The sequence below is a fragment of the Bradyrhizobium sp. T-12 genome (genome assembly GCF_058314695.1).
On record NZ_CM177756.1, the window covers coordinates 4778835 to 4803162 of the forward strand.

Consider the following 24328-nt stretch of genomic DNA (forward strand, 5'->3'; position numbering starts at 1 on the left):
CTCCTTTACATCGATTTGCGGCAGATAGCGTCCGCGGCGCGCGTCATCTCCGGTCCGAGATAGGCGCGAAAGCGCGGCTCGGCGGCGAGGCTGCGGAAGTCCGTCATCCGCGACACCCCGCCGCCGGCCACGAACAGGAATTGCTCGGCGATCTCGGCGAGGATATCGAGGTGCCAGCTCGCCGTCGGGTGCATGCAGAGGATGACCAGCCTGCCCTCGTCGCGCAGCTTGCGGAAGAAATCCAGCATGAAGCCGATATAACCGTCCTGCAGGTTGAACTGCGGCTCGTCGAACAGGTGCACGAGCGGCGTCCGGGTCGGCGATGGCGCGAGGAACGCCGAAGGAATCCGCTTGCGAAAGCGCCTGACCTGGTAGGATTGGTGATAATGGATCGCGAGACGATCGCGCTCGCGATACTTGACCCCATGGATATCCGTGCCCGCGACCAACACGCGTCCCGAGGTCGGCGCATTGGAGCCGGTCATCATCTCGAACAGGGTCGTCTTGCCGGCACCGTTCGGCCCGACGACGCCGACGATACCCGGCTCGTCCAGCGCCAGGCTTGCCTGAAGCGTGAACGTCGGACGGCGAACGATGCGGCCCGTCGTATAGACCTTGCTGACATCATCGAGCACGAGCAGCGGTGCGGCCACTTATTGTACTCCCAGCAAGCGCTGCCGAAGGGAACGATCATCGCGCAACACAGCGGCCTCCCCGGTCCAGACGATCCGGCCGCGGTCGATGACCGCGGCATGGTCCGCGACCGACAGCGCGATCTCGGCATTCTGCTCGACGACCAGCGAGGCGATGCCCTCGTCCTTCATCCGCAAAATCGTCGCGAGCACGTCGCCGACGATCTTTGGCGCCAGCCCCTGGCTAGGCTCGTCGAACAGCACAAGCCCGGGCGAGCCGACCAGCGCACGTGCAATGGCCACCATCTGCATTTCGCCGCCCGACAGATTTTCGCAATCCCGCTCCATCAAATATTCGAGCGGCGAGAAGATCGCGCAGGCCTCCTTGACGCTCCATCGACGGAAACGCGTGCGCTTCTGCGCGATCGACAGATTACGCGCCACCGACAGGGTCGGGCACAGCCGCCGGTCATCTGGCACCCAGCCGATGCCGGCACGCGCGACCTCATGGGTCGGATCGTGCGTGACGTCGCGCCCGTCGAAACGCACCGCGCCGCGCCGCGGCCTCGTCAGCCCGAGGATCGAACGGAGCATGGTGGTCTTGCCGGCGCCATTGGGCCCGAGCAGCGCAAAGACCTTCGCCTGCTCGATCGCGAGCGAGGCGCCGAACAGCGCCTGGGTTTCGCCGTAGAACGTATCCAACCCGTCGACTTCGAGGATCATGCGAACTTCCCCAGATTGGAGCGCCGGACCCACTCGTTCTGCTGCAATTCGTGCGGCGTGCCGCGCGCCACCACCTGGCCCCAATGAATGACCGAGATGCGGTCGGCGAGCGAGAACAGGAACTCCATGTCGTGTTCGATGGCGACGATGGTGAGCTTGCCTTTGAGGCGAGCGACCAGGCTTGCGAGCCGCTGCACGCCGTCGGAGCCGAGGCCGGATGTCGGCTCGTCCAGGCACAGCACCCGCGGCGCCTGCGCCAGCGCGACGGCGATCTCCAGCGCGCGGCGGTCGCCGTAGGACAGGTCCTTGGCGCGAACATCGCCCTTCTCCGCAAGCCCGACTGTCGCAAGCGCTTCGGAAGCCTGCTCGGCGAACTTGCGATCACCGGCCGCGGCGCGGGCGAAATCGAGGCCGCGCGCGCGAAACGCGGGCAAGCCCATCATGACGTTGTCGCGCGCGGAGAATTCGTCGAACAACGTCATGATCTGGAACGAGCGGGCGATGCCCTTGGCGGCGATACGGTGCGGGCTCAAGCCGGTGACATCCTCGCCGCCGAGACGGATCTTGCCACGATTTGGTTTCACCCGGCCGGTGAGGACGTTGAAGAAGGTGGTCTTCCCGGCACCGTTCGGGCCCATCACGCCGTGAAACTCGCCCTCGCCGACCGCGAGGTCGACGCTTTCCAATACGACGCGATCGCCGAAGCGGACATGCACACCTGCGGCCTCGATCATGCTCATCGCCCGCTCCCGACCAGCAACCGCATCGCGGACGTACCGCGCCGCCTCAAGGCGTCGAGAGAATGCTGCCGCACCAGGGCTGAGAGCGCGCCGGCGATGCCCTCGGGACGGAACAGCACGATCGCCATGAAGAGAAGACCGAAATAGAGCATCCAGGCATTGGTCAGCGCGCCGATCACGTCGCGTGCAGTGAGGAAGAGGACCACACCGATCACCGGGCCCCAGAAGCTGACAAGCCCGCCGCCGACCAGCGTCATCATCACGACGTAGCCGGACTGGTGCAGACTCATCACATCGGGAAACGCGGCAAGCTGCGCCATCGCGAACAGACCGCCGGCAAAGCCTGACAGCGCGGCCGAGAGGGTGAAGACCGACACCTTGTAGAGCCACACATTGTAGCCGAGATGGTCGGCACGGATTTCGCTCTGCCTGATCGCGGCGACGACGCGGCCATAGGGCGAATGCACCAGCCGCCACAAGGCGGCGACGCCAATTGCGAACGCCGCGAGCACGAAATAGTAGAACGCGACATTGTCGGTGAGGTCGAACGACACCAGGCCGAAATCCGCAGGCAGCCGCCTGATCTTGAGCAGGCCATCCTCGCCGCCGGTGATGCCGTGCGACTTGATCGCGAGCGTCCAGAATATCTGGCCGAACGCGATCGTCATGAAGGCGTAGTAGATGCCGCGCCGGTGCGAGATGAAGAGTGCCACCAGCGCGCCGGCGAGGCCGGCCGCGAGCGTCGCCAGGGCAAGGCATATCCAGAGATTGGCGACGATGTCGAACTGGCACAGCCCGAAGGCATAGGCGCCAATGCCGAAATAGGCGCCGTGGCCGAACGACGGCAGGCCGGCGGTGCCGAGCACCAGGTTGAAGGCCAGCGCATAGAGCGACCAGATCAGGATCTCGATTCCGAGATAGGGATAAAGCCCGACCCGCGTGATCCAGAGCGGCACTGTCGCAAGCACCAGCCAGAGCACCAGCATGGACGGCGTGACAAGCCGCGAAGCGTCGGATGAGGTCGTCGAACCCACGATCATATCCCCTAGACCTCGAGCACGCTCTTCTTGCCCCAGAGGCCGCGCGCGCGGAACGTCACGACGGCAACGAGCAGGATGTACATGGACAGGAGCGACCATTCGGACGCGTAGGCTCCGGCGAGGCCGACGCACAGGCCGACCAGCAGGCCGGCGACGACCGCGCCCCAGAAACTTCCGACGCCGCCGAGCACGATCACCAGGAATGCCGGGATGACGGCATCGACGCCCATATGCGGGCGGATGCCCCAGATCGGTGCGACGATGATGCCGGCGATGGCCGCCAGCATGGTGCCGAACACGAACACCAGGAGCCGCAGCCGCGACAGATTGATGCCGAGCGCGCGGACGATCTCGCTATCATGGGCGCCGGCCTTCACGGTCGCACCGAACGAGGTCTTCTCGATCAAGAGCCAGACGAGGCCGATGATCCCGGCCGCGATGCCGGCTGCATAGAAGCGATAGGTTGACCAGATGAGGTCGCCGAACAGGAAGCCGCCATTGACGGCTGACGGCACCTGCAGCACATAGTCGCGCGTGCCCCAGACCAGGCGGATCAGCTCTTCGATCACCATCGCCGCGCCGAAGGTCAGCAGCAGTCCGTAGAGCGGGTCCTTGCCGTAGGTGCGTCGCATGCAGAACTCGATCAGCATGCCGACCAGGCTCACGATGACGGGCGCGATGACCAGCGTCGCGGCGTAGCGCCAGCCGAGCGGCAGCGCGAGCCACAGCTTTGCAAGCTCGGCCGGCAATGGCGGACGCGGACCGGTGAGTTGCATCGCGACGTAGGCCCCGAGCGCGAACAACGACCCGTGCGCCAGATTGATCTGCTCCATCAGCCCGACGATGAGCATGAAGCCGAGCGCGATCAGCGCGAATAGCAGGCCAAGCGTCAGGCCGTTCACAAAATGCGGAAGGATGTCGAACAAGGGTTAAGTCTCGCAACTGGCATTCCAGGAGCAGGCAGACGGCGCGACAAGCGCGCCGCCGTTACCGCGATGGGGCGAACCGTCGTCAGGAGTCGACGGTCGGCACTTGCTCGTAGGGCGCGAGCTTGCACTTGCCGGGTGCGGCGTCATCGGCCGCGGATTTCGGCTCGGTCCAGCTGATGATCTCATAGAGATCGGTGTTGTCGGCCGGTTTGGCGTTGCGGCGCGCCAGGTAGATCGTCTGCTGCATCTGATGCGTCATTGGATCCATGTAGGCGTCGAAGTGCTGCATCCGGTCGGTCGCCGAGACCTTGAGATTCTCGAGCTCCTTGATGATCTTGACGTTGTTGGTCGACCCTGCCCGCTCGATCGCGCGGAGCAATTCGCGCGTCGACATGTAGCCGTTGTAGGAGACGTTGCCCGGCACCGGGATCGGGCCATCCTTGTTGGCGGCCTGCCATTTCCTGACGAAGTCGGCGACCCCAGGCAATTGCAGCTTGTGATACCAGGTGGTGCCGAACACGCCGAACAGGCTGTCGGGCGCGCCCCAGACGTCGGGCCAGTCCTGCTGGTTGTTGATCCAGGCCGGCTTGCCGTCGAGCTTGAGCTGCGCCACCTGCTCGCGCAGCGCCTTGATGTCGTCGCCGCCGATCGCGGTCGCGACGACGTCGGGCTTTGCCTGCTGAATCTTGAGCAAATAGGCAGTGAAGTCGCGGGTGTTCTGCGGCACCAGGAGATTGTCGACGATCTTGCCGCCGGCGGCCTCGACCTGCGCCTTGGTCGCGGCGGATGTCGTGTGACCCCAGACATAGTCGTTGGTCAGCAGCATCCAGGTCTTGCCGATGGAGTCGACCGCGTTCTTGACCGATGCCTTGGAGAAATTGGTGCCGTTGCCGTCCCAGACGAATTTCACGCGCGAGCAGTTCTCCCCGGCCTCGCTCGGCGCGGAAGAATTGGTGTTCATGTAGATCACGCCATATTTGCTGGCGACCTGGGTGATGGCGTTGGCGACGCCGGAGTGCAGCGCGCCGATCAGGATGGTGCAGTCCTCGCGCGTGATGAAGCGTTCGGCGACACGGCTGCCGGTCGCCGGCGTGGTCTCGGTATCCGCGGTGATGAAGGTGATTTGGCGCCCGAGCACGCCGCCTTTGGCGTTGAACTCGTCGATCGCCATCTTGATGCCGCGGAAATCATCCTGTCCGCTGTTGCCATATTGACCGCTGGCATCGCAGGTCAGGCCGAGCTTGATCGGCTTTGCGCCCTGCGCCCACGCGTGATTCTCCTTCCACGGCCCGAAGAAGCTGCCGGTGCCGCCGATGACGCTCGCCATCAAGCTGCCCTTCAAAACGCTTCGCCGTGAGATCTGACGCCCTCTCATCGTTTCCTCCCGTTTTCGAAGTCTTTTGCTTTTTTCTGCGATTAGAATATTCATTCCATTTGCCATGTAAAGTAGAATATTTGGTCCAAACGGTGAAATGCCGTTAAACAGGCGACCGATCCGGAGACCTGAGACGATGAACAAGGCACAGGGAGCCATGAGCTACGACGAGCTGCGCGGCGCCATTGCGCAGCGGCACCGCGCTTTGTCGGGCCGGCTGCAGCAGATCGCGGAGTTCGTGCTCGATCACCCGACGGATGTCGCGCTGGGCACGGTCGCCGAGGTGGCGCAGCGTTCGGGCGTGCCGCCGTCGGCGATCGTCCGCTTCGCCCATGCGCTGGGCTTCGGCGGCTTCACCGAAATGCAACAGGTGTTCCGCTCACGCCTCGTTGCCGGCGTGGCGCCGAGCTACAAGGCGCGGCTCGCCCGTATGAAAAGCGAGGAGAAATCGGTGCTCGGCCGCCAGCCGGCCGCGGTGCTGTCGCGCTTCGTCTCGGAAGCGCAATCGTCGCTGGTCACGCTGAGCCAGTCCGTCCATGCGCGCGAGCTCGACGCCGCGACTGCGATCCTTGCGAAAGCGCGCGACATCTATCTGCTCGGCCTCGGCGGCTCGTTTCCGGTTGCGACCCACCTCGCCTATGTGCTGCGCAAGCTCGGACGGCGCGTCGTCCTGCTCGATGGCACCGGTGGCAGCATCCACGAGCAGTCGCATGCCGCAACCGTGGAGGACGCACTGGTCGCGATCAGCTTCCGGAACTACTACCCGGACACGGCGCGGCTGTTTCCCGAACTGGTTGCGCGCGGCGTCCCCACGATCTCCATCACCGACAGCCTGCTGAGCCCGATCGTCGAGGGAGCGCGCGTCGTGTTCGAAATCCAGGACATGCCGGAGCCGGCGCTGCGCACGCTGGTCGCACCGATGTGTCTCGTGCAGGCGATGGCGATCGGCCTCGACCTCGCGGCTGACTAAGTTTCAAAACAGGAGAAGATCATGGTTGCACATGACGGGAGAGTATTGGCAGGCCAAGTCGCGCTGGTGACCGGCGCGGGCCGCGGACTCGGGCGCGCCTTCGCGGAGAAGCTCGCCGCCCTCGGCGCCGATATCGCCGTCCACGGCATGCGCGAGAACGGCCCAGCCGAATATGGCGAGGGCACCACCCTCACCGCCGTCGCCGAAGAGATCGGCCGGCAGTTCAGTGTTCGCACCACGCGGGTGCTTGGCGATCTCACCAAGAGCGAGGACATCGCGCGCGTGATTGCCGAGACGGAAAGCGCGCTCGGCCCGATCGACATCCTCGTGCACAACGCCGGGGGCGACATCGCGGCCGCCGGCGGCAAGCCGGACCCGAACGACGCGGTCCACATCAAGGAGGCTGACGTGCGCGCGGTGCTGGAGCGTAATCTGCTCTCGACCATCCTGACTTGCCAGGCGGTCGCCAAAGGCATGATGGAGCGGCGCCGCGGCCGCATCGTCACGCTCGGCTCGGTCGCCGCTTTCAAAGGACGCACCCAGGGCTCGATCTACGCGGTGGCGAAGGCCGGCGTGACGCATTACACACGATGCCTTGCCGACCAGCTCCGCCCTTACGACATCGCCGTCAACTGCATCGCGCCGGGCGACACCCGCACCGGCCGCTTCCTCGGCACACGGGCGGTGGCTCCTGACAGAATGGTCGAGACCGGCACGCTCGACCGGATCGCGACCGTCGACGAGGTCGCGCGCGTCGTCGAGTTCTTCGCAGGTCCCATGGGAGCGTTCGTCTCAGGCCAGGTGCTGAGGATCGACGGCGGCGGACAGTGCTGGCCGGGCTGAGTGCATCCGGCAAGCCGCCAAAGGAAAAGGGCCGCTGAGAAGCGGCCCTTTGGACATCCGAATGAACCAGGATCACTCCACCCGCGCCAGCACCGCGAGCTTGCGGATGCCCTTGTTGCGGTAGGCGTCGAGGAACGCGTAATAGTCCTTGAACGACACGCAGCCGTTGGAATCGCCGTTCGGTCCGAGCATGTAAGTGTGCGCGAGCAAGCCGTCGCGGCCGTAGATCGCGCTTTCGCCGCCGATCGGGGTCAGACGCAGTGCGGGCACGCCGTGGAACAGCGCCTCGCGCGGCTTCAGCGTGTAGATGTGCGGCGGCGTCACGCCGCGCATGCGGGTGCGCTGCGAGCGCGGATCGTCGAGACTGGAGCCGAGGCCGGAATGCGCCTCGAGCTTGGTGCCATCGGGCAGATAAACCGTCTTGGCGGTGATGTCGTAGACGGCGGTATCGCGCTCATAGGGCGGCGCGCCGCCTAACATCGGGTTCTGCTCCTTCGGCGCGATCGCCGCCGTGATGCTGGCGTCGGCCGAGGCATAGGCCAGGAGCCCACCTGAGGGCTCACGCTTGCCCCAGAGTTTGTCGACCATCGACTGGCGCGGACCGGTGATCGACATCACCGCGGCTTTGGCGCGCTCGGCGATCGACTTCTTGGCTTCGGGCGCCGGCACGATCTGGGCCGGATCGGCCGACGCAAGCTGGATCTGCGCATCCGGCGCACGCTTGGCCTTGTCCGCGGTCTTGTCGGTCGTCTTTTCAGCAAGTTTAGCCGCGGCCGCCGGCTTCAGCGCTTCCGCCACCTTGGCGATCACGCTTTGCTTCGGCGGGTCTTTCACCACCGCAACCTGTGTCGCCGGCGCCGCGCTGGCCGCGTTCGAGGCCACGCCTTGCGTCGCAGCTGCGGCAAAGCGCTCGTTGAACATCTCGCGCGAGATCGGGGCTGCGACCTGCAACCGGTCCGGCAGCAGCGCAAAAGCTTCCTTGATGGCGTCGCCGGCCTCGCGCAGCGCCACCTTGGGCGCACGCTTCACCACCGGCTCGTCGTAGCCGATGCTGCCGACGGTGGGATAGACGCTCGCGCCCAGGACGTTGTTGTAGATGGTCCAGCCGGCGCCCATCACGACGCAGCCGATCGCCGCGGCGCCAAGCCAATTGGTCGTGGTCATTTTCCGGGAAGATTTCCGCGAGTGGCTTTGCGAGAAATTTTTCGACTTCCGTGCCGCGTTACTCTGCGCAGCGATACTCGTACTCATACGCCTTGCGTCCAGGACGGTGTCACTCAGTCCCCCTTCAAAGTGCCGCTGGTCACGATCCGGCAACAGCATCTCGCAGAGGGTCGGAGCGTCATTAAGGCGACTTTTAGTTAAATGCGGATTAAGTTCGGGCGGATCTAGGGCGGCTCGTTAACGCTGTCTCATTCTGAGAAAAAAGCCCGCAGAACTACGGACTTAGGCGCGTCTGTTAACCATAACTCTCGGCCGGATTTGGCGCATTCAGCGGACCTCTTCGGCCGCCTCTCTAGACCCACCAACCGAGTCCTTTTCGTGGCTTCAATGCCCCGCACGATAACGGGGAAGCATTGCGCGAGGCTGGTGCGCGATGCGCCCCCTCCACCTCACGCGGTGCAGCCCTGACCGAAAGTTGATCGCGCTGGGCTGGAAAATGCCGCGGCCAGGAAATAGCTGCGAGACCGGCACTTTTCAGCAGCCTCTGCGTGTGATACGGTACCGTATCAACATCGCCTTGAACTGTGCCAAGCACGCAAAGGGAGGCTGGCATGAGTTGTGGGTTCGCGCGCGCCCGGTTTCTCGCCCTGGCGGGGTGGTTTTTGTTGATCGGCTCCGCACATGCGCAGCCTGCTCCCAATGCGGGCTGCACGGCATCGCCATCCACCGCAGGCACGCAGATTTGGCGCTGCGACAACGGCATCACGATCGTCGCGGAAAACGGCGCCAGATTTGAACTAAAGGACGCCAACCGCGACGGACATATAGACTCCGTCGAGTTGAGCAGCAGAGCGCTGCTGGTCGAAGTGCCCAAAAAGCCCGGCGGCAATCCCTTCAAGGTGCTGACGCCGCAGGCGATCGCCGCGGTGCGCGGCACCCGATGGGCCGTCGATGTTGCCGAGGCCAAGACCTCCGTCTTCGTCGCTGACGGCCGTGTCGGCGTCAGCCGCAGGAGCCGTGGACGCGGCGTCGTTCTGGGCCCCGGCGAAGGCGTCGACGTGGAAGCGACCGGCCCGTTGACCGTCAAGACATGGGGCCAGCCGCGCGTCGACGCACTGATGAGACGGCTCGGCCAATGAGGCTTGGTCAATAGGGCTTGGTCAACAAGGCTTGTTCAACAAGGCTTGGTCAACAAGATTTGGCCGATAGGACTTAGAACAAAGAAGATTGCAGTACGTGGTGACGAGACGTGTTCAGATCCTGGTGGCCCTTGCCCTCACCGCGCTGTGGGGCGCGGGCATCTATGCCGCGCACGCCTACGGCCATCTGCGCTTTCTCGACCGCCTCGAGGCAACATTGACCGACTGGCGGACCCAGGTCCGCGGCGTGCAGCGGCCGCCCGATCTCGTCACCATCGTTGCGATCGACGACACCGTGGTGAAGCGCGGCGGCAGCTATCCGCTGCCGCGTGCCGATCTCGCCCGTGTCGTCGACACCATCGTGTCGTTCAAGCCGAAGGTCGTCGCGATCGATCTCCTGCTCGTCGATCGCAGCGCCGCGATCGGCGACGCCACGCTGGCCAACACGCTTGCCACCGGCCCCATGGTGCTCGCCGCCGCCGCGATCTTTCCCAGCGACAGCGAAACCGTGGAGCCGAGCAGCCAGGGCCCCCTCGCCGTGCTGCCGCAGGCCGAACGCTTCCTGCTGCCGCTGCCGGCGTTCGCCGACCACGCGGAGGTCGGCGTCGTCAACGTCGCGACGGGACAGTCGGGCTCGCCGCTCTCGGTGCCGATGCTGTTCCGGACGCACGACAAGGTCGAGCTGTCGTTCCCCCTGCGCGTCGCCAGCCGCGCGCTCGACAAGCCGCTGACGATCGCGCCGGATCAACTCATGCTCGGTGAGCGCGCGGTGCCGACCGACACCGATTTCGCGCTGCCGATCACCTATTACGGTCCGCGGCGCACCATCCGCACCGTCAGCGCGCAGAGCATCTTCGACGGCACGCTCGATCGCGCGGCGATCGAGAACCGGATCGTTGTGATCGGTGCCTCGGTCGCCGGCGGCGGCGACTTCTATCCCACGCCGTTCGATTCCCTGATGCCCGGCGTCGAGGTGGTCTCGACTGCTATCACGCATCTGGTTGCCGGCGACGGCATCGTGCGCGACCGCAGGGTTCGTATCGCCGACGCGCTCGTGGCGATCCTGTTGCCGATGCTGCTGGTCGGCCTGCTCGCCTGGCGGCGCAGCGCGCCCGGCATCGTGGCGGCGGCCGCTTTGATGATCGCCTGGGCCGGCCTCAACGCGGTCGCGTTCACACATGGCGTCTGGCTGAATGCCGCAACCACGCTCGCCGCAGCCGTGCCTCCGGTTGCGATCTTTGCCGGCGTGCAGCTCTGGGCCGGAGGCCGCCGCACGCAATATCTTGCCGCCAAGAGCAGATTGCTCGCCCAGTTCCAGGCACCTGCGGTGCAGGAATGGCTGGCCCGCGATCCCAATTTCCTGTCAAAACCCGTCCGGCAGAACGCAGCCGTGGTCTTCATCGATCTCTCCGGCTTCACGGCCTTGAGCGAGCGGACCGATCCGGACGCGATCCAGGAGATCCTGAAGGCGTTTCACGCGCTGATCGACAGGACCGCAGTCGATTGCGGCGGCACGATCACCGGCTTTCTCGGTGACGGCGCCATGATCCTGTTCGGGCTTCCGGCCGCGATGCCCGATGATTCCGCGCGTGCACTGAAATGTGCCATCGACCTGCATCGCAGCGTCGAGCGCTGGATCGGCTCGCTACCGCCAGCCATCGGCGACCGGCTCGGCTTCAAGATCGGCGCGCATTTCGGCGAGATCGTCGCCTCGCGTCTCGGCGGAAGTCACCAGCACATCACCGCGACAGGCGATACCGTCAACGTCGCGAGCCGGCTGATGGAAGTGGCCGTCCAGAACGGCGCGCGGCTCGCGCTGAGCGATACGCTGCTGGATGCCGCCGACTTCCACGGGGCTCCCGACGGCGTTCTGTCAGGCCCCCTGCTCGCGCAGGTTCGGGGCCGCTCAGGCATCGTAACCGTGTGGTTCTGGCGTGATCAGGACAGGCCGGGCCAGGCTGCGGCCAGGGCCGAGATGATCGACTGAGGTGCTTACCTCGCTTCCGGCGGCGGCGAGCGGTCGAGCACGTCGCCCTTGGCGCCTTCGAGCAGATCGATGCCGTAGGTCTCGACCACGAGCGGCCCGCGCTTGCGCTGCAATTGCGCGACCTGCGTGACCTTCGCGAAGAGATCGTTGAGGACGGGGTGACCGCCCCCACGCAGCTCGTCGACATAGAGCAGCTTGCCGGCAAGCAGCTTCGGATCGGGCTCGCCCATGTTAACCCAGCGGATGCGCTGGGTCCGCTGCAGCACGCAGGTGCCACGCGGCAAATAGAAGGCGAGCCAGCCCGTGGTGCCGTAGTCCTGCGCGAGGACGCAGGTCGCGCCATGGCGCGCGCGCTCGGCTTCGATCCCGGCAGCGAGCTCGCGCCAGCCGACGCCGACGCTGCGCACGGTGGCATCGCGGCGATAGCCGGACAGCCAGCCGGTGTTGGCCTGCACGATCAGCGCGGCAAACATCACGATGCCGGCGGGCGCGGCCCAGCGCAGGCAGAAATCGACGAGGCGCCGCGCACGCGGCCCCCACGGCGCGAGGCTGGCGGCGGCCGCGGCGACAACGAAAGGCGGATAGACCGGCGCGAACCAGTTGGCCTCGACGCGGGCATGCAGCGAATGCCAGACGAAATAGGCGACAATGGTCCAGAACATCGCCGCGATCAGCACGCGCGAGGCCAGCGCGCCGACGCGCTGCCAGGTCAGTGCGTGCAATCCCATCGCGCCGAGGATGAAGACCAGCGGGGTTGCGAACGCGATCTGGGTCGGGATCAGCTCGGCAATGAAGACCGGACGAAAGTCCTCGATCTTGGCGCGGCCGAGCTGCTTTGCGAACGAGACCCATTGATGGTCCGCATTCCAGAGGATCACGGGCGCGAACAGCGCGAGCGCAACGAGGCCGCCGAGATAGGGCCATGGCGAGAGAAACCAGCGCCTGAGTTCCGGCACGCAAGCGAACCAGATCAGGATCGCAGCGCCAAAGAACATCGCGGTGTATTTCGACAGCAGCGCCGCACCGACCGCCGCGCCGACCGCGAGCCACCAGACGCCGCGGCCGGTCTCCAGCACCTTGGCGAGGAAAAACAGCACTAAGCTGGAAGCGACCAGCAGCGGCGCGTCGGGCGTCACGATCAACGTGCCGACGGAAGCCAGCAGCGTCACATTGAGCAGGACGGCGCTGGTCGCAGCAATCCGCACCCCGCCGAACAGGATCGCCGTGGAGCGGTAGATCGCATAGCTCATCGGCAGCGCGAGCAGGATCGAGACGAGGCGGACGCCGAGCTCGGTATCGCCCGCGATCATGGTGCCGGCGCGGATCACGTAGGCGACCATCGGCGGGTGATCGTAATAACCTCCCGCGAGGTTCTTCGACCACATCCAGTAATAGGCTTCGTCGAAGGTGATCGGCGTGAACGCGGCCGCGACGAGCCGTAAGCCGACCAGCGCCAGAATCAGCAGCGCGGTGTTGCGGACGATCCGCGCGTCAGCGTCGGCCATCTCGCGCTATTTCTTGCGCCAGACGAACAGGCCTGACATCGCGTAGTTCCACACCACGCCCATCAGCGCACCGGCCATGCCGGCCAGCCACCAGATCGGCTCCTGGTCGTACACCGAGAACGCGACGCCGACATTGGCGAGCAGACCGACGCTGCACACGATGTAGAAGGCGATCAGGCCGCGCAGCAGCGCAAAACCCTTCAGCCGCTGGTCGCGATAGGTGAGGAAGTTGTTGAGGATGAAATTGCTGGTCATGGCGACGATGGCGCCGGCGGCCTGCGCCTCCGCGAACGGCGCCTTGAACAGCTGAAGTCCGATGAACAGCGTGGTGAGGTGCACCACGAGGCCGATGCCGCCGACCATCGCGAACAGGATGAAACGCAGCGAGACGATGTCGTTGCTCAGCTTGGCGAGCACGAGACCGAGGAAATCGAGCGCGACCATGGAATCGAGCTTGCTCTCGCCGTGCTGGCGGGCGCCGAACGTGTAGGGAATCTCGACCGCCCGCAAGGTGCCATGCGCGGTCGCGACGACGTCGAGCAGGATCTTGAAGCCGTGCACCGACAATTTCGGCGCGATCTGCTCGAACCGGTCGCGGCGGATCATGAAGAAGCCGCTCATGGGATCGGCGATCTCGACCCGGAGCATCTTCCTGGCGACTTCGGTCGCCAGCGCGCTGGCGCCGGCGCGCTGCTTGTTGAAGCCTTCGCTCTTGTAGCCCTCGATGTAGCGGCTGCCGACCACGAGGTCGGCCTGGTCGCTCGCGAGCAGCAACAGCATCTTCGGCAGCTGGGTCTCGTCGTGCTGGAGGTCGGCATCGATCACGGCGACAAAGGGCGCACTGGAGGCGAGGATACCCTCGATGCAGGCGCCCGACAGGCCGCGGCGGCCGATGCGGCGAACACAGCGCACGCGGCTGTCCTGTTGCGCCAGCGCGCGCACAACGTCCCAGGTGCCGTCGGGCGAATTGTCGTCGACGAACACGACCTCCCAGGCGACGTTGGCGAGCGTCGCCTCCAGGCGCCGATACAGCACCGTGACGTTGTCGCGTTCGTTGAAGGTCGGGACGATGACCGACAGTTCCGGGCCCTCTTGGGCCTGCTGCGGAACGTCGGAGCCCGGTCTGATCGCTTCATTCATGACGGCAGCGTATATCTGCCGCATCCTGCGCTGCCAAGCCGGGAGGTCTGTGGGAAACGCTCCAAAAAAGGGCCCTAAAACGCCAACGACCCCGGAACGGCGGGCCGCGCGTACATCCGGCGCGAGCCCAAGCTATTCCAAGGTCGTCCCAGCGCCGGAGTTTTCGCTCAACGTCGCCGTTAAAGGCTAGATAGGAACGACAAGACCGCTTCGCAAGGGGCCGGAAACCTGAATTCTTGTGCCTTATTGGTTGGGCACTTCCCGGATGATCGGGCCCCGCGGCGCCGGCGCGGCGGGGGCTGCGGGTGCTGCAGCCGGAGCCGGCTCGACCTTTGCCGGTTTGGGCGGCTTGCCATACTGGCCGATCGGCCCGAACACGACGGCAACTGCAAGCACGATCGCGGCAACGATCGCGCCCAAAATGCCCCCCACCGACTCAGACGCCATGGAAACCCATCCCTGTTCCAGATGCGTCCTGTGATACCACGGATGCGCGCGGCGCCGGAAGGGCCGCGCCCCTACTTCGCCGGCGGCCTGTGCTTGACGAAGGCCGTCACGATGTCCTTCTGCGCGGATTCCACCGCCCTGTTCGCGGTGGCGAGATGGGCGCCGGCATCGATATCGGGATACTGCGTGGTGAGGTAGTCGAGCAGCGCCACCCGGTAATATTGCCGCTCCGACGGACAGGCGCCCGCGACCGAACGGCCAAAATCCTGTTCCGTCATTCCTTGATTGCTGTCGCGCGAATATTCCCGCGCCAGGCAATGCCAGTAATCGTCGCGGCCCTGCTGGGCGAGCTTCCGCGCGCCCTTGGCATCGTCGTCATCCGCCATGACCGAGGACATCATGGCAGCAGATGTCATCATGACGAGCGTCGCTCCCAGCATTGGCATCCGCATCTTGTTCTCCCTTGTCGCAGATCGCATCGCCGAGCTTAGACGGGAGGCGAGAACTGGCCAATCACATCTCGTTTGACTAGGATGACGTCTTCCCTCCCCGTCGATGCGAGATCCTCCGTGGCCAAAGCAAAAACCGCGTCCAAAAAATCCGGCAACATCTTCATCGGCATCGGCGGCTGGACCTTCGAGCCCTGGCGCGGCGTGTTCTATCCGGAGAAGCTCACGCAGGCGAAGGAGCTGTCCTACGCTGCCTCGAAGCTGACCTCGATCGAGATCAACGGCACGTATTACGGCTCGCAGAAGCCGGAGAGCTTTCGCAAATGGGCAAGCGAGGTGCCCGACGGTTTCGTGTTCTCTGTGAAGGGACCACGCTTCGCCACCAATCGCCGCGTGCTGGCGGAGGCCGGCGATTCCATCAAGCGGTTCTATGATTCCGGCGTGCTGGAACTCGGCGATCATCTCGGGCCGGTGCTGTGGCAGTTCGCGCCCACCAAGAAATTCGACGGCGCCGATTTCGGCAAGTTCCTCGAGCTGTTGCCGCGCAAGCTCGACGGGCGCGCACTGCGCCACGTCGTCGAGGTCCGCCACGACAGTTTCTGCACGCCGGATTTCGTGACGCTGATCCGCGAGTTCGAGACGCCTGTCGTGTTCGCCGAGCACGGCAAATATCCCGCGATTGCCGACGTTGCCGGCGATTTCGTCTATGCCCGGCTTCAGAAAGGCAATGACGAGATCAAGACCTGCTACCCGCCAAAGCAGCTCGACGCCTGGGCCGAGCGCTTTCAAGCCTGGGCTTCGGGCGGTGAACCGGACGACCTGCCGAAAGTTGACAAGGCCAAGCCGAAGAAGGAGCCGCGCGACGTGTTCGCCTATGTCATCCACGAAGGCAAGGTGCGCGCACCGGCCGGCGCCATGGAACTGATCGCGCGGGTGAGTTGAGGTGATCCATGGCAAAGGCGAAAAAGCTGTTCACCATCGGCTATGAGCAGACGCCGCCCAAGGCGGTGCTGGACGAACTGGAGCAGGCCGGCGTCAAGCTCGTGGTCGACGTGCGTGCGGTGACGTCGTCGCGCCGCCCGGGCTTCTCCAAGAAGCAGTTGTCGGCCGGGCTCGACGAACGCGGCATCGCCTATGTCCACCTCGCCGCCCTCGGCACGCCGAAGGAAGGCCGCCTCGCCGCGCGCAGCGGACAGTACGACGTGCTCGAGAAGATCTTCTCGAAGCACCTGAAGGCGCCCGAGGCCAAGGAAGCGATGGACGAGCTCTCGGCACTGGTGAAGAAGGCCGGACCCGTGTGCCTGCTCTGCTACGAGCGCGACCACACCCATTGCCACCGCCAGATGATCGCGGAGATGATCGAGGAGCGCGATGGGGTGACGGTGAAGAATTTGGCGGGGCGGCAGGTGTAGTTGCCGCCGTCATTCCGGGGCGCGCCTCTTGGCGCGAACCCGGAATGACGGTTAAGCCGCCCCCGCGAGCCGAAACGTCCCTTCCATCATCTGCACGCAGCTGCCGCCGACATGGGCGGAGACGATCTTGCCGTCCTGCTTGCGCACGCGCGTCAGCAGGATGCTCGGACGGCCCATGTCAAAACCCTGGCCGACGGTGAGCTTGAGCTCGCCTTCCCGCGCGGGGTCGAGGTCGGCGAACAGCGCGGCCGCGGCGACCGTCGCGCTACCGGTTGCTGGGTCCTCGGCGAGGCCGCCGGCGCCCCGCATGAACATTCGCGCCTGGCGTTCGGAAGGCGCCTCCGACGCGGCCACGTCGCGCGTATAGAACCACACCGAGCGGGCGTCATCGCGCGGCAAGAACCTGCCGAACGCGGCCGCATCTGGCCTCGCTCGCTTGAGGGCATCGCGCGAATGCACCTCCGCCACCAGGAACGGCGTTCCGACGCCGACGACTTGCGGCGCATGGTGATCGGTCCGGATGTCATCGACGCTCAACGAGAGGCAGGCTGCAACGTCAGCGGCGGAAACTTCCGCCAGCCGCGACAGCGGCTGCGGGGCAGTGAGCTCGGTGCTGATGACCCTGCCCTGCTCGCGAAAAATGTCGACCGGCACGATGCCCGCGATCTCCTCGAACAGCAGACGCGGCTTCGGCTCCTTGGCGAGACTCGCCAGCACGAAGGAAGTGCCGACATTGGGATGGCCCGCGAACGGCATCTCCCTTACAGGCGTGAAAATGCGCACCTCCGCATCATTGGCCTTGTCGCGCGGCGGCAGCACGAAGGTGGTCTCGGAGTAATTGAACTCGGTCGCGATCGCCTGCATCTGCGCCGTGGAAAGCCCGCCGGCATCGAGCACAACGGCAAGCTGGTTGCCGCCGAAGGCGCGATCGGTGAACACGTCGACGGTGATGTAGCGGCGCTGCATCGTCACTTCCCCATGCAAAAGGCGGCCGCAACCGGCCGCATCGCCGGCAGTCTACAAGCCGAAAACATCGCCCGTCATGCCCCAAAATTCGGAGCAATCGGAGCAATTGCGATGACGCGTTGGAAGACGACGCTATAGAGATACGCAACGCCGGGCCGGCAAGCTTTGCGCCGGCCCGGCACCGTGTACGCGTCAGTACGTTGTCATCGTGTTCGGCAGGCACGGCGGCTGCGTGTACGGCGCAGAGACATACGCTCCCTCTGCCGGAGCCCTGACGCAGGCGTCGGTCACCGCCTGAGTGACAACAGCGCGATGCGGCGCGGCATGGCGCACCGTTGCGGCCTGAGTTGGGGTGACGGCAGCTGCAATCAAGGCGGCCGCAACGAGGGTCAATCGGGTCATTGGCTTTCTCCGTGTCACAAAGGGAAGCCGAGACGTTTCAGCTTCCACAGTGCAATACGCGAAAGCTAACCGAGATATTTCATCACGCGCCTTCACCGAAGCGCGACCCCGCTTCAACGAACCGCGACTCACATGTGAAAGGCGCGTTAGCCCAGCTGAAACACCGGCACCTTCTGCTCATAGCCGCGCACCTCGACCTCGCCGAGCGCGACCGCGTCGCTGCCGTCCTCGCCCAGCGTCTCGCGCACGGTCGCCGAGATCAGCAATTGCGAGCCGAACTCCTTGTTGAGCGCCTCCAGCCGCGAGGCGAAGTTCACGGTGTCGCCGATCACGGTATATTCCTTGCGCCTGGGCGAGCCGATATTGCCGGCGACGACCTCGCCGAAATGAATGCCGATACCGATGCGCAGCGGCCAGCTCGTCTGCGCGTTGATGCGGTCCATCGCGCTCAGCATCTCACGGCCTGCGGCAACCGCACGCTGCGCGGCGTCGGAAGCCTCCAGCGGCGCGCCGAACAGCGCGAGAAAGCCATCACCCAGGAACTTGTTCACGATGCCGCCGTGACGGTCGAGGATGTCCACCAGCACCGCGAACGCGCCGTCGAGCCGGTCGACCACCTCCTGCGGACTGCGCGACTGCGCACCGGCGGTGAAGCCGCGAAAATCGACGAACATCACAGCGACACGGCGCACGTCACCGCCCGAGCTGGTTCCTGCCGCCATCAGCCGCTCCACCACCTGCGGAGAGACGTGCTGGCCGAACAGGTTCGTCACCCGGTCGCGCGCCGTCGCCGCCGCAATGCTCGCGGCGAACTGCCGGCGCAACTGGGCGCCGACGGCGCCCGCCAGCACGCCACAGATCAGGATGACGACGCTGCGCACGGCGTGCAGATAGATCAGGGGGTCGCCGGCCTCGTCAGCCGAGTTGAAGTACAGCGCGACGGAGAGAAGCCCGGCCGCGGCCACGAAACCCGTGAATGCGGAGAGCCAGAAGTCGAGCCGCAGGGTCGAGAGGATGACGAAAATGAAGTACATCAGCGGCACGGCGAAGCCGAGCGCCTGGGCCGCGCCCATCGTCCGGATCTGCAGAACGAGAATCAGCGTAGGCAGCGACGTCTCGATCAGCGTGCCGATGTAACGCCGGAATACTGGCAGGTCGCGATCGAGGCGGAGATTCTTCCTGATCTGGGTGTGGACCCAGACTTCGAACAGGATGAAGCCGACCAGAAGGCCGTAGACCTCGACGATCCCCTCCGTTCCGCGCCAGACCCGGTTCACCACACTGGGCTCGATCAGATAGATCGCGGTGAGCAACACCATCATGATGCAGCCCGTCATGATCAGCGCGCGCACCCGGAGCAGCTCGGTGCGCAGCACTTCCCGCGTCAGCTCGCGCTCGAAATCCTCCGACAGCGCCGCGTGGTGCCGTGTCTTCCTGCTCGCAAACCTGACCATTCCGCCCCCTTGTCATTCCGGGGCGCGGCGAAGCCGTAACCCCGGAATTTCGAGATTCCGGTCTCGATGCTAGCGCATCGCCCCGGAATGACAGCGAGACAGTTTGCCTCAATCCAGCGTGCGGCGGAAGCGCGTCACGGCGATGGTCATGGCGAGCAGCATCAGGGCCGCCAGCGCCAGCGTGTCGAAGCGCAGATTCTGCATGGTGGCGCCCTTCAGCATGATGGCCCGGACGATTCGCAGATAATGGGTCAGCGGCAGGCATTCGCCGACATATTGCGCCCAGGTCGGCATCCCCGCGAACGGGAACATGAAGCCGGACAGCAGGATGCTCGGCAGGAAGAACATCATCGACATCTGCATGGCCTGGAGCTGGTTCTGCACCACGGTCGAGATCGTGTAGCCGATCGACAGATTGGTGGTGATGAACAATGTCGAGAGCAGCGCCAGCAGGAACAGATTGCCGAGCACGGGGACGCCGAACAGGCCGACGCCGATGCCGATGATGAGGAAGGCCTGGACGAAGCCGACCAGCACGTAAGGCACGATCTTGCCGAACATCACCTCGACTGGCTTGATCGGCATCGACAACAGGCTCTCCATGGTGCCGCGCTCGACCTCGCGCGTGACCGACAGCGCGGTGAAGATCAGCATGGTCATGGTGAGGATGGTGCCGACGAGACCCGGCACGATGTTGAGGCTGGAGCTAGCTGCCGGATTGTAGCGGGCATGCGCGCGGATCTCGAACGGCATCTCGGGGGGATCGCCGATATAGAGATCGTGCTTGAGCGCGGTCTGCACGACCATGCCGAGCGAGCCGATCGCCGAGCTCGCCGCCACCGGATCGGTCGCATCGGCCGCGACCAGCAGCGCCGGCCTGTCGCCGCGCCGCACAGCGCGCTCGAAGCCGCGCGGGATCTCGACGCCGAACAGCACCTTGCCGGATTTCAGCAGGTTGTCGAAATCCTCGACATCGTGCACCTCATAGAGGAAGCGGAAATAGGCCGTGTTCTCCAGCGCCTTCAGGATCGAGCGGGCGAGATCGGAATCCTCCTGGAGCAACACCGCGCTCGGCAGATGGTGCGGCGTCGTGTTGATGGCATAGCCGAACAACATCAGCTGCATCACGGGCAGCATCACGATCATCGCAAACGAGACGCGGTCGCGCCTCAGCTGGATGAACTCCTTGATCAGCATCGCATAGGAGCGCCGCAGGAAGCCGAAGCGCTCCCGGATGTCGCGCCGTGGTCCGGAATGTTCGACGGCGCTCATTGGAAATTATCCTTGGAGCGCCCCATCAGCTCGATGAACACGTCTTCCAGCGAGGGCGACGATTTGTGCCAGTGCAGGCCGCTTCTTTCCCGCCACGGCCCAATACTGGCTTCGAGCGCGGCGACATCGCGCCCCGAAACGTGCAGCGAGGTACCGAACGGTGCCACCATGTCGATCCCGGATTTGCCGGTGAGCTCGGCCGCGAGAGCGTTGAGGTCCTCGCCCGTCACCGTGTAGGTCGTCAGCGCGGATTTCGAGATCACCTCCTCCACCGTGCCGTGGGTCAGCAGATGGCCGTAGGCGATGTAGGCGATCTCGTGGCAGCGCTCGGCTTCGTCCATGTAATGGGTCGACACCAGCACGGTGAGGCCCTCGGCGGCCAGCGCGTGGATCTCGTTCCAGAAATCGCGCCGCGCCTTGGGATCGACGCCGGCGGTGGGCTCGTCCAGCAGCAGCAATTGTGGATTGGGCAGCGTGCACGCCCCCAGCGCCAACCGCTGCTTCCAGCCGCCCGAGAGCTCGCCCGCGAGCTGCTCCTCGCGCCCGGATAGCCCGAGCCGCTTGATCATGTCGCGCGCGGCGCCTCGCGCGTCAGTGAGGCCATAAAGCCGCGCGACGAATTCTAGGTTCTCGCGCACGGAGAGATCCTGATACAGGCTGAAACGCTGGGTCATATAGCCGACCTGACGCTTGATCTTCTCGGCATCTTTCAGGATGTCGTAGCCAAGGCAGGTGCCCTCGCCACTATCGGGCGTGAGCAACCCGCAGAGGATGCGGATGGTCGTGGTCTTGCCCGAACCGTTGGGACCGAGGAAGCCGTAGATCGAGCCGCGCTTCACCTGCATCGACAAATCATGCACGACCTCGCGGCCGCCGAACGATTTCGTCAGGCCCTTGACGTCGATCGCGATGCCGTTGCCACCGTTCATCGCTTGTCCGCCACCGGAGTCTTGGGATTGAGATAGACGTCGATCGGCTGTCCGACCCGCAGGGCATCAGGGCGCGAGGGCCGCGCCTGGATCAAATAGACCAGCTTGTTGCGCTCCTCGAGGCTGTAGATGACAGGCGGGGTGTATTCGGCCGAGGTTGCGATGAAATAGACCTTTGCGGTGAGATCGGCCGCGCAATTGTCGCAGGAGACGCGCACCGTATCGCCGATCGAAAGCTTCGGCAGCGCGGTCTCCGGCACGAAGAAACGCAGCTTCATATTGCCGGGCGGCATGATCGACAGCACCGGCCGCTGCGCCGCCACCATCTCTCCCTCGCGGAAATAGATCTGCTGGATGGTGCCGGCGACCGGCGCAAAGCCCTTGCGCCGCGCCATCCGTGTTTCAGACGTCGCCACCCGCGCCTCCGCGACGCGCAATGCCGAAACAGCGGAGTCGAGATTGGCCTGGGTGCCCGAGCCGGTCTTGCTCAATGAGGCCGCGCGATCATAGGTCTGCTGCGCATTCGCCAGCGTCGCCTTTTGCTGATTGAGATCGGCAAGCTGAAGATCGTCGTCGACGGAATACAGGGCGTCGCCGACCTTGACCTCATCGCCCTCGCGGATATTGAGCTTGGTCACCCGCCCCGCTTCGTCGGGGCTGACGAAGATCATGTCGGCCTCGACCCAGCCCTGGAAGCCGGGATCGCGCTTCTCGTTGCAGCCGGCCAGAGAGGTCGCGAGCGCGAGAACCAATGCAATACTGAGAAGTGCGTGCGACGACCTCATGTCGTCCTCCGTTCGCCAAAAATCAAATCGAGATGGACGCGCACCATCTCCTGCGCGTCGAGCGGCGCATGCCGTGCAAACAGGCTCTGCCAGATCACCGCGATCATCGCCGGAGCGACCAGGATCTGCGGATAGCGCGCGAGGTCCTTCTGACGGATCTCGCCGCGGGCAATGCCGAGCTCGATCAGGGCGCGCATGGCGGCGACGCCGCGCGAGACGACCTCGCGATAATAGAAGTCGGCGACGGCCGGAAAGCGCGGCCCCTCCGCCACGATCAGCCGCACCAGATCGCCGCGCCTGGTGCCGATGACCTCTTTGAGGAAGTTGCCGGCAAAGGCCTCGACGAGGTCGCGCACCGAGCCCGTCGGCGGCGGCAACCTCGTCAGCCGCTCCACCACCGGCACAATCACGATGCGCACCAGCTCCTCGAACATCGATTCCTTGTCCTTGAAGTGCAGGTAGATCGTGCCCTTGGCGACACCGGCACGCTTGGCGATGTCGTCGAGCCGCGTCGCGGCAAAGCCGCGGGCGATGAATTCCTCCATCGCGGCCTCCACGATCGCCGCGCGCCGCTCCAGCGCGCGCGCAGCGCGGTTCGACGCGGGCATCCCCTCGCTGCCTGCGCGCGCAACGCCTTTTGCGCCGGCACGAGCTGCGGATGACAAGGCGACTTTGGAGGGCTTCTGAGTCATTCTAAATTTATGACTGACTAGTCAGTCATAGTCAAGACGACAGAGCAGATGTATTCCCACAACGAATTAGCCTTGACTAATGCATTAGCGATTGCTAATTGAAGTCCATGATCGAAGCGGCTCCCAATTCCGTCACCACCGTGATGCGCGCTCTGGCCGATCCGACTCGCCGCGCCGTGTTCGAGCGCGTCTTCGAGAGCAAGGAGATCAGCGTCGCCGAGCTGACACGCGGCAGCGGCGTGACCCAGGGCGCGATCTCGCAGCACCTGAAGTCCCTCAAGCAGGCCGGCCTCGTCGCCGAGCGTGCCGAGGGCCGCAACGTCTATTACCGCGCCGCGCCGCAAGGGCTCGAGCCCCTGGTCAGCTGGATGGACCATTACGGCGTGTTCTGGCGCGAGCGTTTCCAGAACCTGCGTGACCTCTTGAAGGAGATCGATCCGTGAGTGCAGTTGCTTCCAAAGTCCAAACTCAAGACATCGTCATCGACGAGGTCTTCCCTCACGCGGTCGCGACGATCTGGAAGGCGCTGACCAGCGCCCAGTTGATCGCGCGCTGGCTGATGCCGCCGACCGGTTTCGAGGCCGTCGAAGGCAACACCTTCACGTTCAAGACCAATCCGGCCGGCGCGTGGGATGGCACGATCCAGTGCCGCGTTCTGGAGGTCGTGCCGAACCAGCGCTTTGCCTATGCCTGGAAGGGCGGCGACGAGGGCAATACCGGTTACGGCTCGGCGCTGGATACGGTCGTCACCTGGTCGCTCACACCGGTCGAGGCAGGGACGCGCGTGCGCGTGGTGCATTCCGGCTTCGTGACGCCGAAGAACGATACCGCTTACCGCAACATGAACGACGGCTGGGTCAAGGTGCTGCAGCGCCTCGATGCCATCTCGGGCGAAGACAAGTAAGGAAGCCTCGCGATGGACAAGCCCTATACCGGAGGCTGCGCCTGCGGCGCGATCCGCTACTCGATTGCCGGCGAGCCGCTGTTCAGCAATCACTGCCAGTGCCGGGACTGCCAACGCGAAAGCGGCGGTGCGCATGGCTCATACGCGACGTTCGCGCGCGCTGGGGTCACGCTCACCGGCGATGCCAAGCATTGGGACATGGTCGCCGACAGCGGCAACGTGAAGACGCGCGGCTTCTGCACGCAATGCGGCGTGGCTGTGTACATGACCTTCGCAGCGCACCCAGGCGTCTTCACGATCCGCGCCGGAAGCCTCGACGAGCCGGCCCGCTACAAGCCGCAGGTGGTCACGTTTGCCGCGCGCGGTCACAACTGGGATCAGATCGATCCCAGCCTGATGACGTTTGCAGGCATGCCGACAGGCTGAGGC

The 24328-nt window shown here is 64.9% G+C and carries 27 protein-coding genes; 9 read left to right on the forward strand and 18 right to left on the reverse strand.

Going from position 1 to position 24328, the window contains the following annotated elements; genetic code table 11:
• Positions 1–5: 5 nt before the first annotated feature.
• The 6 genes from AC0WRY_RS22795 to AC0WRY_RS22820 all read right to left on the reverse strand — a co-directional run bounded on the left by AC0WRY_RS22795 (position 6) and on the right by AC0WRY_RS22820 (position 5391).
• Positions 6–653 carry an ATP-binding cassette domain-containing protein gene (locus AC0WRY_RS22795; RefSeq protein WP_194403059.1) on the reverse strand — a complete coding sequence of 216 codons (648 nt, stop codon included), beginning with the start codon at positions 651–653 and terminating at the stop codon, positions 6–8.
• The gene (locus AC0WRY_RS22800; protein ID WP_491120988.1) at positions 654–1355 is read right to left on the reverse strand and encodes an ABC transporter ATP-binding protein; all 702 of its coding nucleotides are present in this window, start codon (positions 1353–1355) and stop codon (positions 654–656) included.
• Positions 1352–2095 carry an ABC transporter ATP-binding protein gene (locus tag AC0WRY_RS22805; protein ID WP_259213516.1) on the reverse strand — a complete coding sequence of 248 codons (744 nt, stop codon included), beginning with the start codon at positions 2093–2095 and terminating at the stop codon, positions 1352–1354. Before AC0WRY_RS22805 ends, AC0WRY_RS22800 begins: the two co-directional genes overlap by 4 nt.
• Positions 2092–3135: a branched-chain amino acid ABC transporter permease gene (locus AC0WRY_RS22810; RefSeq protein ID WP_491120990.1), complete on the reverse strand. Its 1044-nt coding sequence runs from the start codon at positions 3133–3135 to the stop codon at positions 2092–2094. The genes AC0WRY_RS22805 and AC0WRY_RS22810 overlap by 4 nt, the downstream gene beginning before the upstream one ends.
• A gap of 5 nt (positions 3136–3140) precedes the next feature.
• Positions 3141–4061, reverse strand: coding sequence for a branched-chain amino acid ABC transporter permease (locus tag AC0WRY_RS22815; RefSeq protein WP_491120992.1), 921 nt, complete (start codon positions 4059–4061; stop codon positions 3141–3143).
• Between the two features lie 85 nt (positions 4062–4146).
• Positions 4147–5391, reverse strand: coding sequence for an ABC transporter substrate-binding protein (locus tag AC0WRY_RS22820; protein WP_194403064.1), 1245 nt, complete (start codon positions 5389–5391; stop codon positions 4147–4149).
• A 184-nt stretch (positions 5392–5575) separates the two neighbouring features.
• Here AC0WRY_RS22820 and AC0WRY_RS22825 point away from each other — a divergent pair, with 184 nt between their 5' ends.
• Both AC0WRY_RS22825 and AC0WRY_RS22830 read left to right on the forward strand, forming a co-directional pair.
• Positions 5576–6409, forward strand: a complete 834-nt coding sequence (locus AC0WRY_RS22825; RefSeq protein ID WP_194403065.1) for a MurR/RpiR family transcriptional regulator — start codon at positions 5576–5578, stop codon at positions 6407–6409.
• Positions 6410–6430: 21 nt separating this feature from the next.
• The gene (locus AC0WRY_RS22830; protein WP_491120995.1) at positions 6431–7252 is read left to right on the forward strand and encodes an SDR family NAD(P)-dependent oxidoreductase; all 822 of its coding nucleotides are present in this window, start codon (positions 6431–6433) and stop codon (positions 7250–7252) included.
• A 72-nt stretch (positions 7253–7324) separates the two neighbouring features.
• On the opposite strand, the gene AC0WRY_RS22835 is transcribed toward AC0WRY_RS22830, so the two are convergent.
• A complete protein-coding gene (locus tag AC0WRY_RS22835) occupies positions 7325–8416 on the reverse strand; it encodes a DUF2778 domain-containing protein (RefSeq protein ID WP_194403067.1) in 1092 nt (363 codons plus the stop codon).
• A gap of 611 nt (positions 8417–9027) precedes the next feature.
• Here AC0WRY_RS22835 and AC0WRY_RS22840 point away from each other — a divergent pair.
• Both AC0WRY_RS22840 and AC0WRY_RS22845 read left to right on the forward strand, forming a co-directional pair.
• Positions 9028–9555, forward strand: coding sequence for a FecR domain-containing protein (locus tag AC0WRY_RS22840; protein WP_491120998.1), 528 nt, complete (start codon positions 9028–9030; stop codon positions 9553–9555).
• A 100-nt stretch (positions 9556–9655) separates the two neighbouring features.
• Positions 9656–11542, forward strand: a complete 1887-nt coding sequence (locus AC0WRY_RS22845; protein WP_491121000.1) for a CHASE2 domain-containing protein — start codon at positions 9656–9658, stop codon at positions 11540–11542.
• A 5-nt stretch (positions 11543–11547) separates the two neighbouring features.
• Here AC0WRY_RS22845 and AC0WRY_RS22850 read toward each other — a convergent pair whose 3' ends face one another.
• The 4 genes from AC0WRY_RS22850 to AC0WRY_RS22865 all read right to left on the reverse strand — a co-directional run bounded on the left by AC0WRY_RS22850 (position 11548) and on the right by AC0WRY_RS22865 (position 15086).
• Positions 11548–13047: a glycosyltransferase family 39 protein gene (locus AC0WRY_RS22850; RefSeq protein WP_491121002.1), complete on the reverse strand. Its 1500-nt coding sequence runs from the start codon at positions 13045–13047 to the stop codon at positions 11548–11550.
• Between the two features lie 6 nt (positions 13048–13053).
• Complete coding sequence (locus AC0WRY_RS22855; protein ID WP_194403071.1) at positions 13054–14187, reverse strand: glycosyltransferase family 2 protein; 1134 nt, start codon at positions 14185–14187, stop codon at positions 13054–13056.
• A gap of 243 nt (positions 14188–14430) precedes the next feature.
• The gene (locus tag AC0WRY_RS22860) at positions 14431–14634 is read right to left on the reverse strand and encodes a hypothetical protein (RefSeq protein ID WP_128926573.1); all 204 of its coding nucleotides are present in this window, start codon (positions 14632–14634) and stop codon (positions 14431–14433) included.
• A gap of 71 nt (positions 14635–14705) precedes the next feature.
• Entirely contained in the window at positions 14706–15086 is a 381-nt protein-coding gene (locus tag AC0WRY_RS22865) for a hypothetical protein (protein ID WP_491121005.1), read from the reverse strand.
• A 117-nt stretch (positions 15087–15203) separates the two neighbouring features.
• On the opposite strand from AC0WRY_RS22865, the gene AC0WRY_RS22870 reads away from it, so the two are divergent.
• Both AC0WRY_RS22870 and AC0WRY_RS22875 read left to right on the forward strand, forming a co-directional pair.
• Positions 15204–16025, forward strand: coding sequence for a DUF72 domain-containing protein (locus AC0WRY_RS22870; RefSeq protein WP_194403074.1), 822 nt, complete (start codon positions 15204–15206; stop codon positions 16023–16025).
• Positions 16026–16033: 8 nt separating this feature from the next.
• On the forward strand, positions 16034–16495 hold the full coding sequence (locus AC0WRY_RS22875) for a DUF488 domain-containing protein (RefSeq protein WP_194403075.1): 462 nt from the start codon (positions 16034–16036) through the stop codon (positions 16493–16495).
• Positions 16496–16546: 51 nt separating this feature from the next.
• On the opposite strand, the gene AC0WRY_RS22880 is transcribed toward AC0WRY_RS22875, so the two are convergent.
• The 7 genes from AC0WRY_RS22880 to AC0WRY_RS22910 form a co-directional block, all read right to left on the reverse strand.
• On the reverse strand, positions 16547–17461 hold the full coding sequence (locus AC0WRY_RS22880) for a PhzF family phenazine biosynthesis protein (protein ID WP_491121007.1): 915 nt from the start codon (positions 17459–17461) through the stop codon (positions 16547–16549).
• 192 nt (positions 17462–17653) lie between these two features.
• Complete coding sequence (locus AC0WRY_RS22885) at positions 17654–17863, reverse strand: hypothetical protein (protein WP_491121009.1); 210 nt, start codon at positions 17861–17863, stop codon at positions 17654–17656.
• 146 nt (positions 17864–18009) lie between these two features.
• Positions 18010–19317 (reverse strand): adenylate/guanylate cyclase domain-containing protein, encoded by a 1308-nt coding sequence (locus AC0WRY_RS22890; protein WP_491121011.1) that lies wholly within the window; start codon positions 19315–19317, stop codon positions 18010–18012.
• A gap of 108 nt (positions 19318–19425) precedes the next feature.
• On the reverse strand, positions 19426–20589 hold the full coding sequence (locus tag AC0WRY_RS22895; protein ID WP_194403078.1) for an ABC transporter permease: 1164 nt from the start codon (positions 20587–20589) through the stop codon (positions 19426–19428).
• The gene (locus tag AC0WRY_RS22900; protein WP_491121014.1) at positions 20586–21518 is read right to left on the reverse strand and encodes an ABC transporter ATP-binding protein; all 933 of its coding nucleotides are present in this window, start codon (positions 21516–21518) and stop codon (positions 20586–20588) included. The genes AC0WRY_RS22895 and AC0WRY_RS22900 overlap by 4 nt, the downstream gene beginning before the upstream one ends.
• Positions 21515–22303 (reverse strand): HlyD family secretion protein, encoded by a 789-nt coding sequence (locus AC0WRY_RS22905; RefSeq protein ID WP_491121016.1) that lies wholly within the window; start codon positions 22301–22303, stop codon positions 21515–21517. The genes AC0WRY_RS22900 and AC0WRY_RS22905 overlap by 4 nt, the downstream gene beginning before the upstream one ends.
• On the reverse strand, positions 22300–22995 hold the full coding sequence (locus tag AC0WRY_RS22910) for a TetR/AcrR family transcriptional regulator (RefSeq protein ID WP_491121018.1): 696 nt from the start codon (positions 22993–22995) through the stop codon (positions 22300–22302). The genes AC0WRY_RS22905 and AC0WRY_RS22910 overlap by 4 nt, the downstream gene beginning before the upstream one ends.
• Positions 22996–23102: 107 nt before the next feature.
• On the opposite strand from AC0WRY_RS22910, the gene AC0WRY_RS22915 reads away from it, so the two are divergent.
• The 3 genes from AC0WRY_RS22915 to AC0WRY_RS22925 are packed head-to-tail and all read left to right on the forward strand — an operon-like array spanning position 23103 to position 24325.
• Positions 23103–23438 (forward strand): ArsR/SmtB family transcription factor, encoded by a 336-nt coding sequence (locus AC0WRY_RS22915; RefSeq protein ID WP_194408377.1) that lies wholly within the window; start codon positions 23103–23105, stop codon positions 23436–23438.
• Positions 23435–23899 (forward strand): SRPBCC family protein, encoded by a 465-nt coding sequence (locus tag AC0WRY_RS22920; protein WP_194403082.1) that lies wholly within the window; start codon positions 23435–23437, stop codon positions 23897–23899. Before AC0WRY_RS22915 ends, AC0WRY_RS22920 begins: the two co-directional genes overlap by 4 nt.
• Positions 23900–23911: 12 nt before the next feature.
• Positions 23912–24325 (forward strand): GFA family protein, encoded by a 414-nt coding sequence (locus tag AC0WRY_RS22925; RefSeq protein WP_194403083.1) that lies wholly within the window; start codon positions 23912–23914, stop codon positions 24323–24325.
• The last annotated feature ends 3 nt before the right edge of the window (positions 24326–24328 follow it).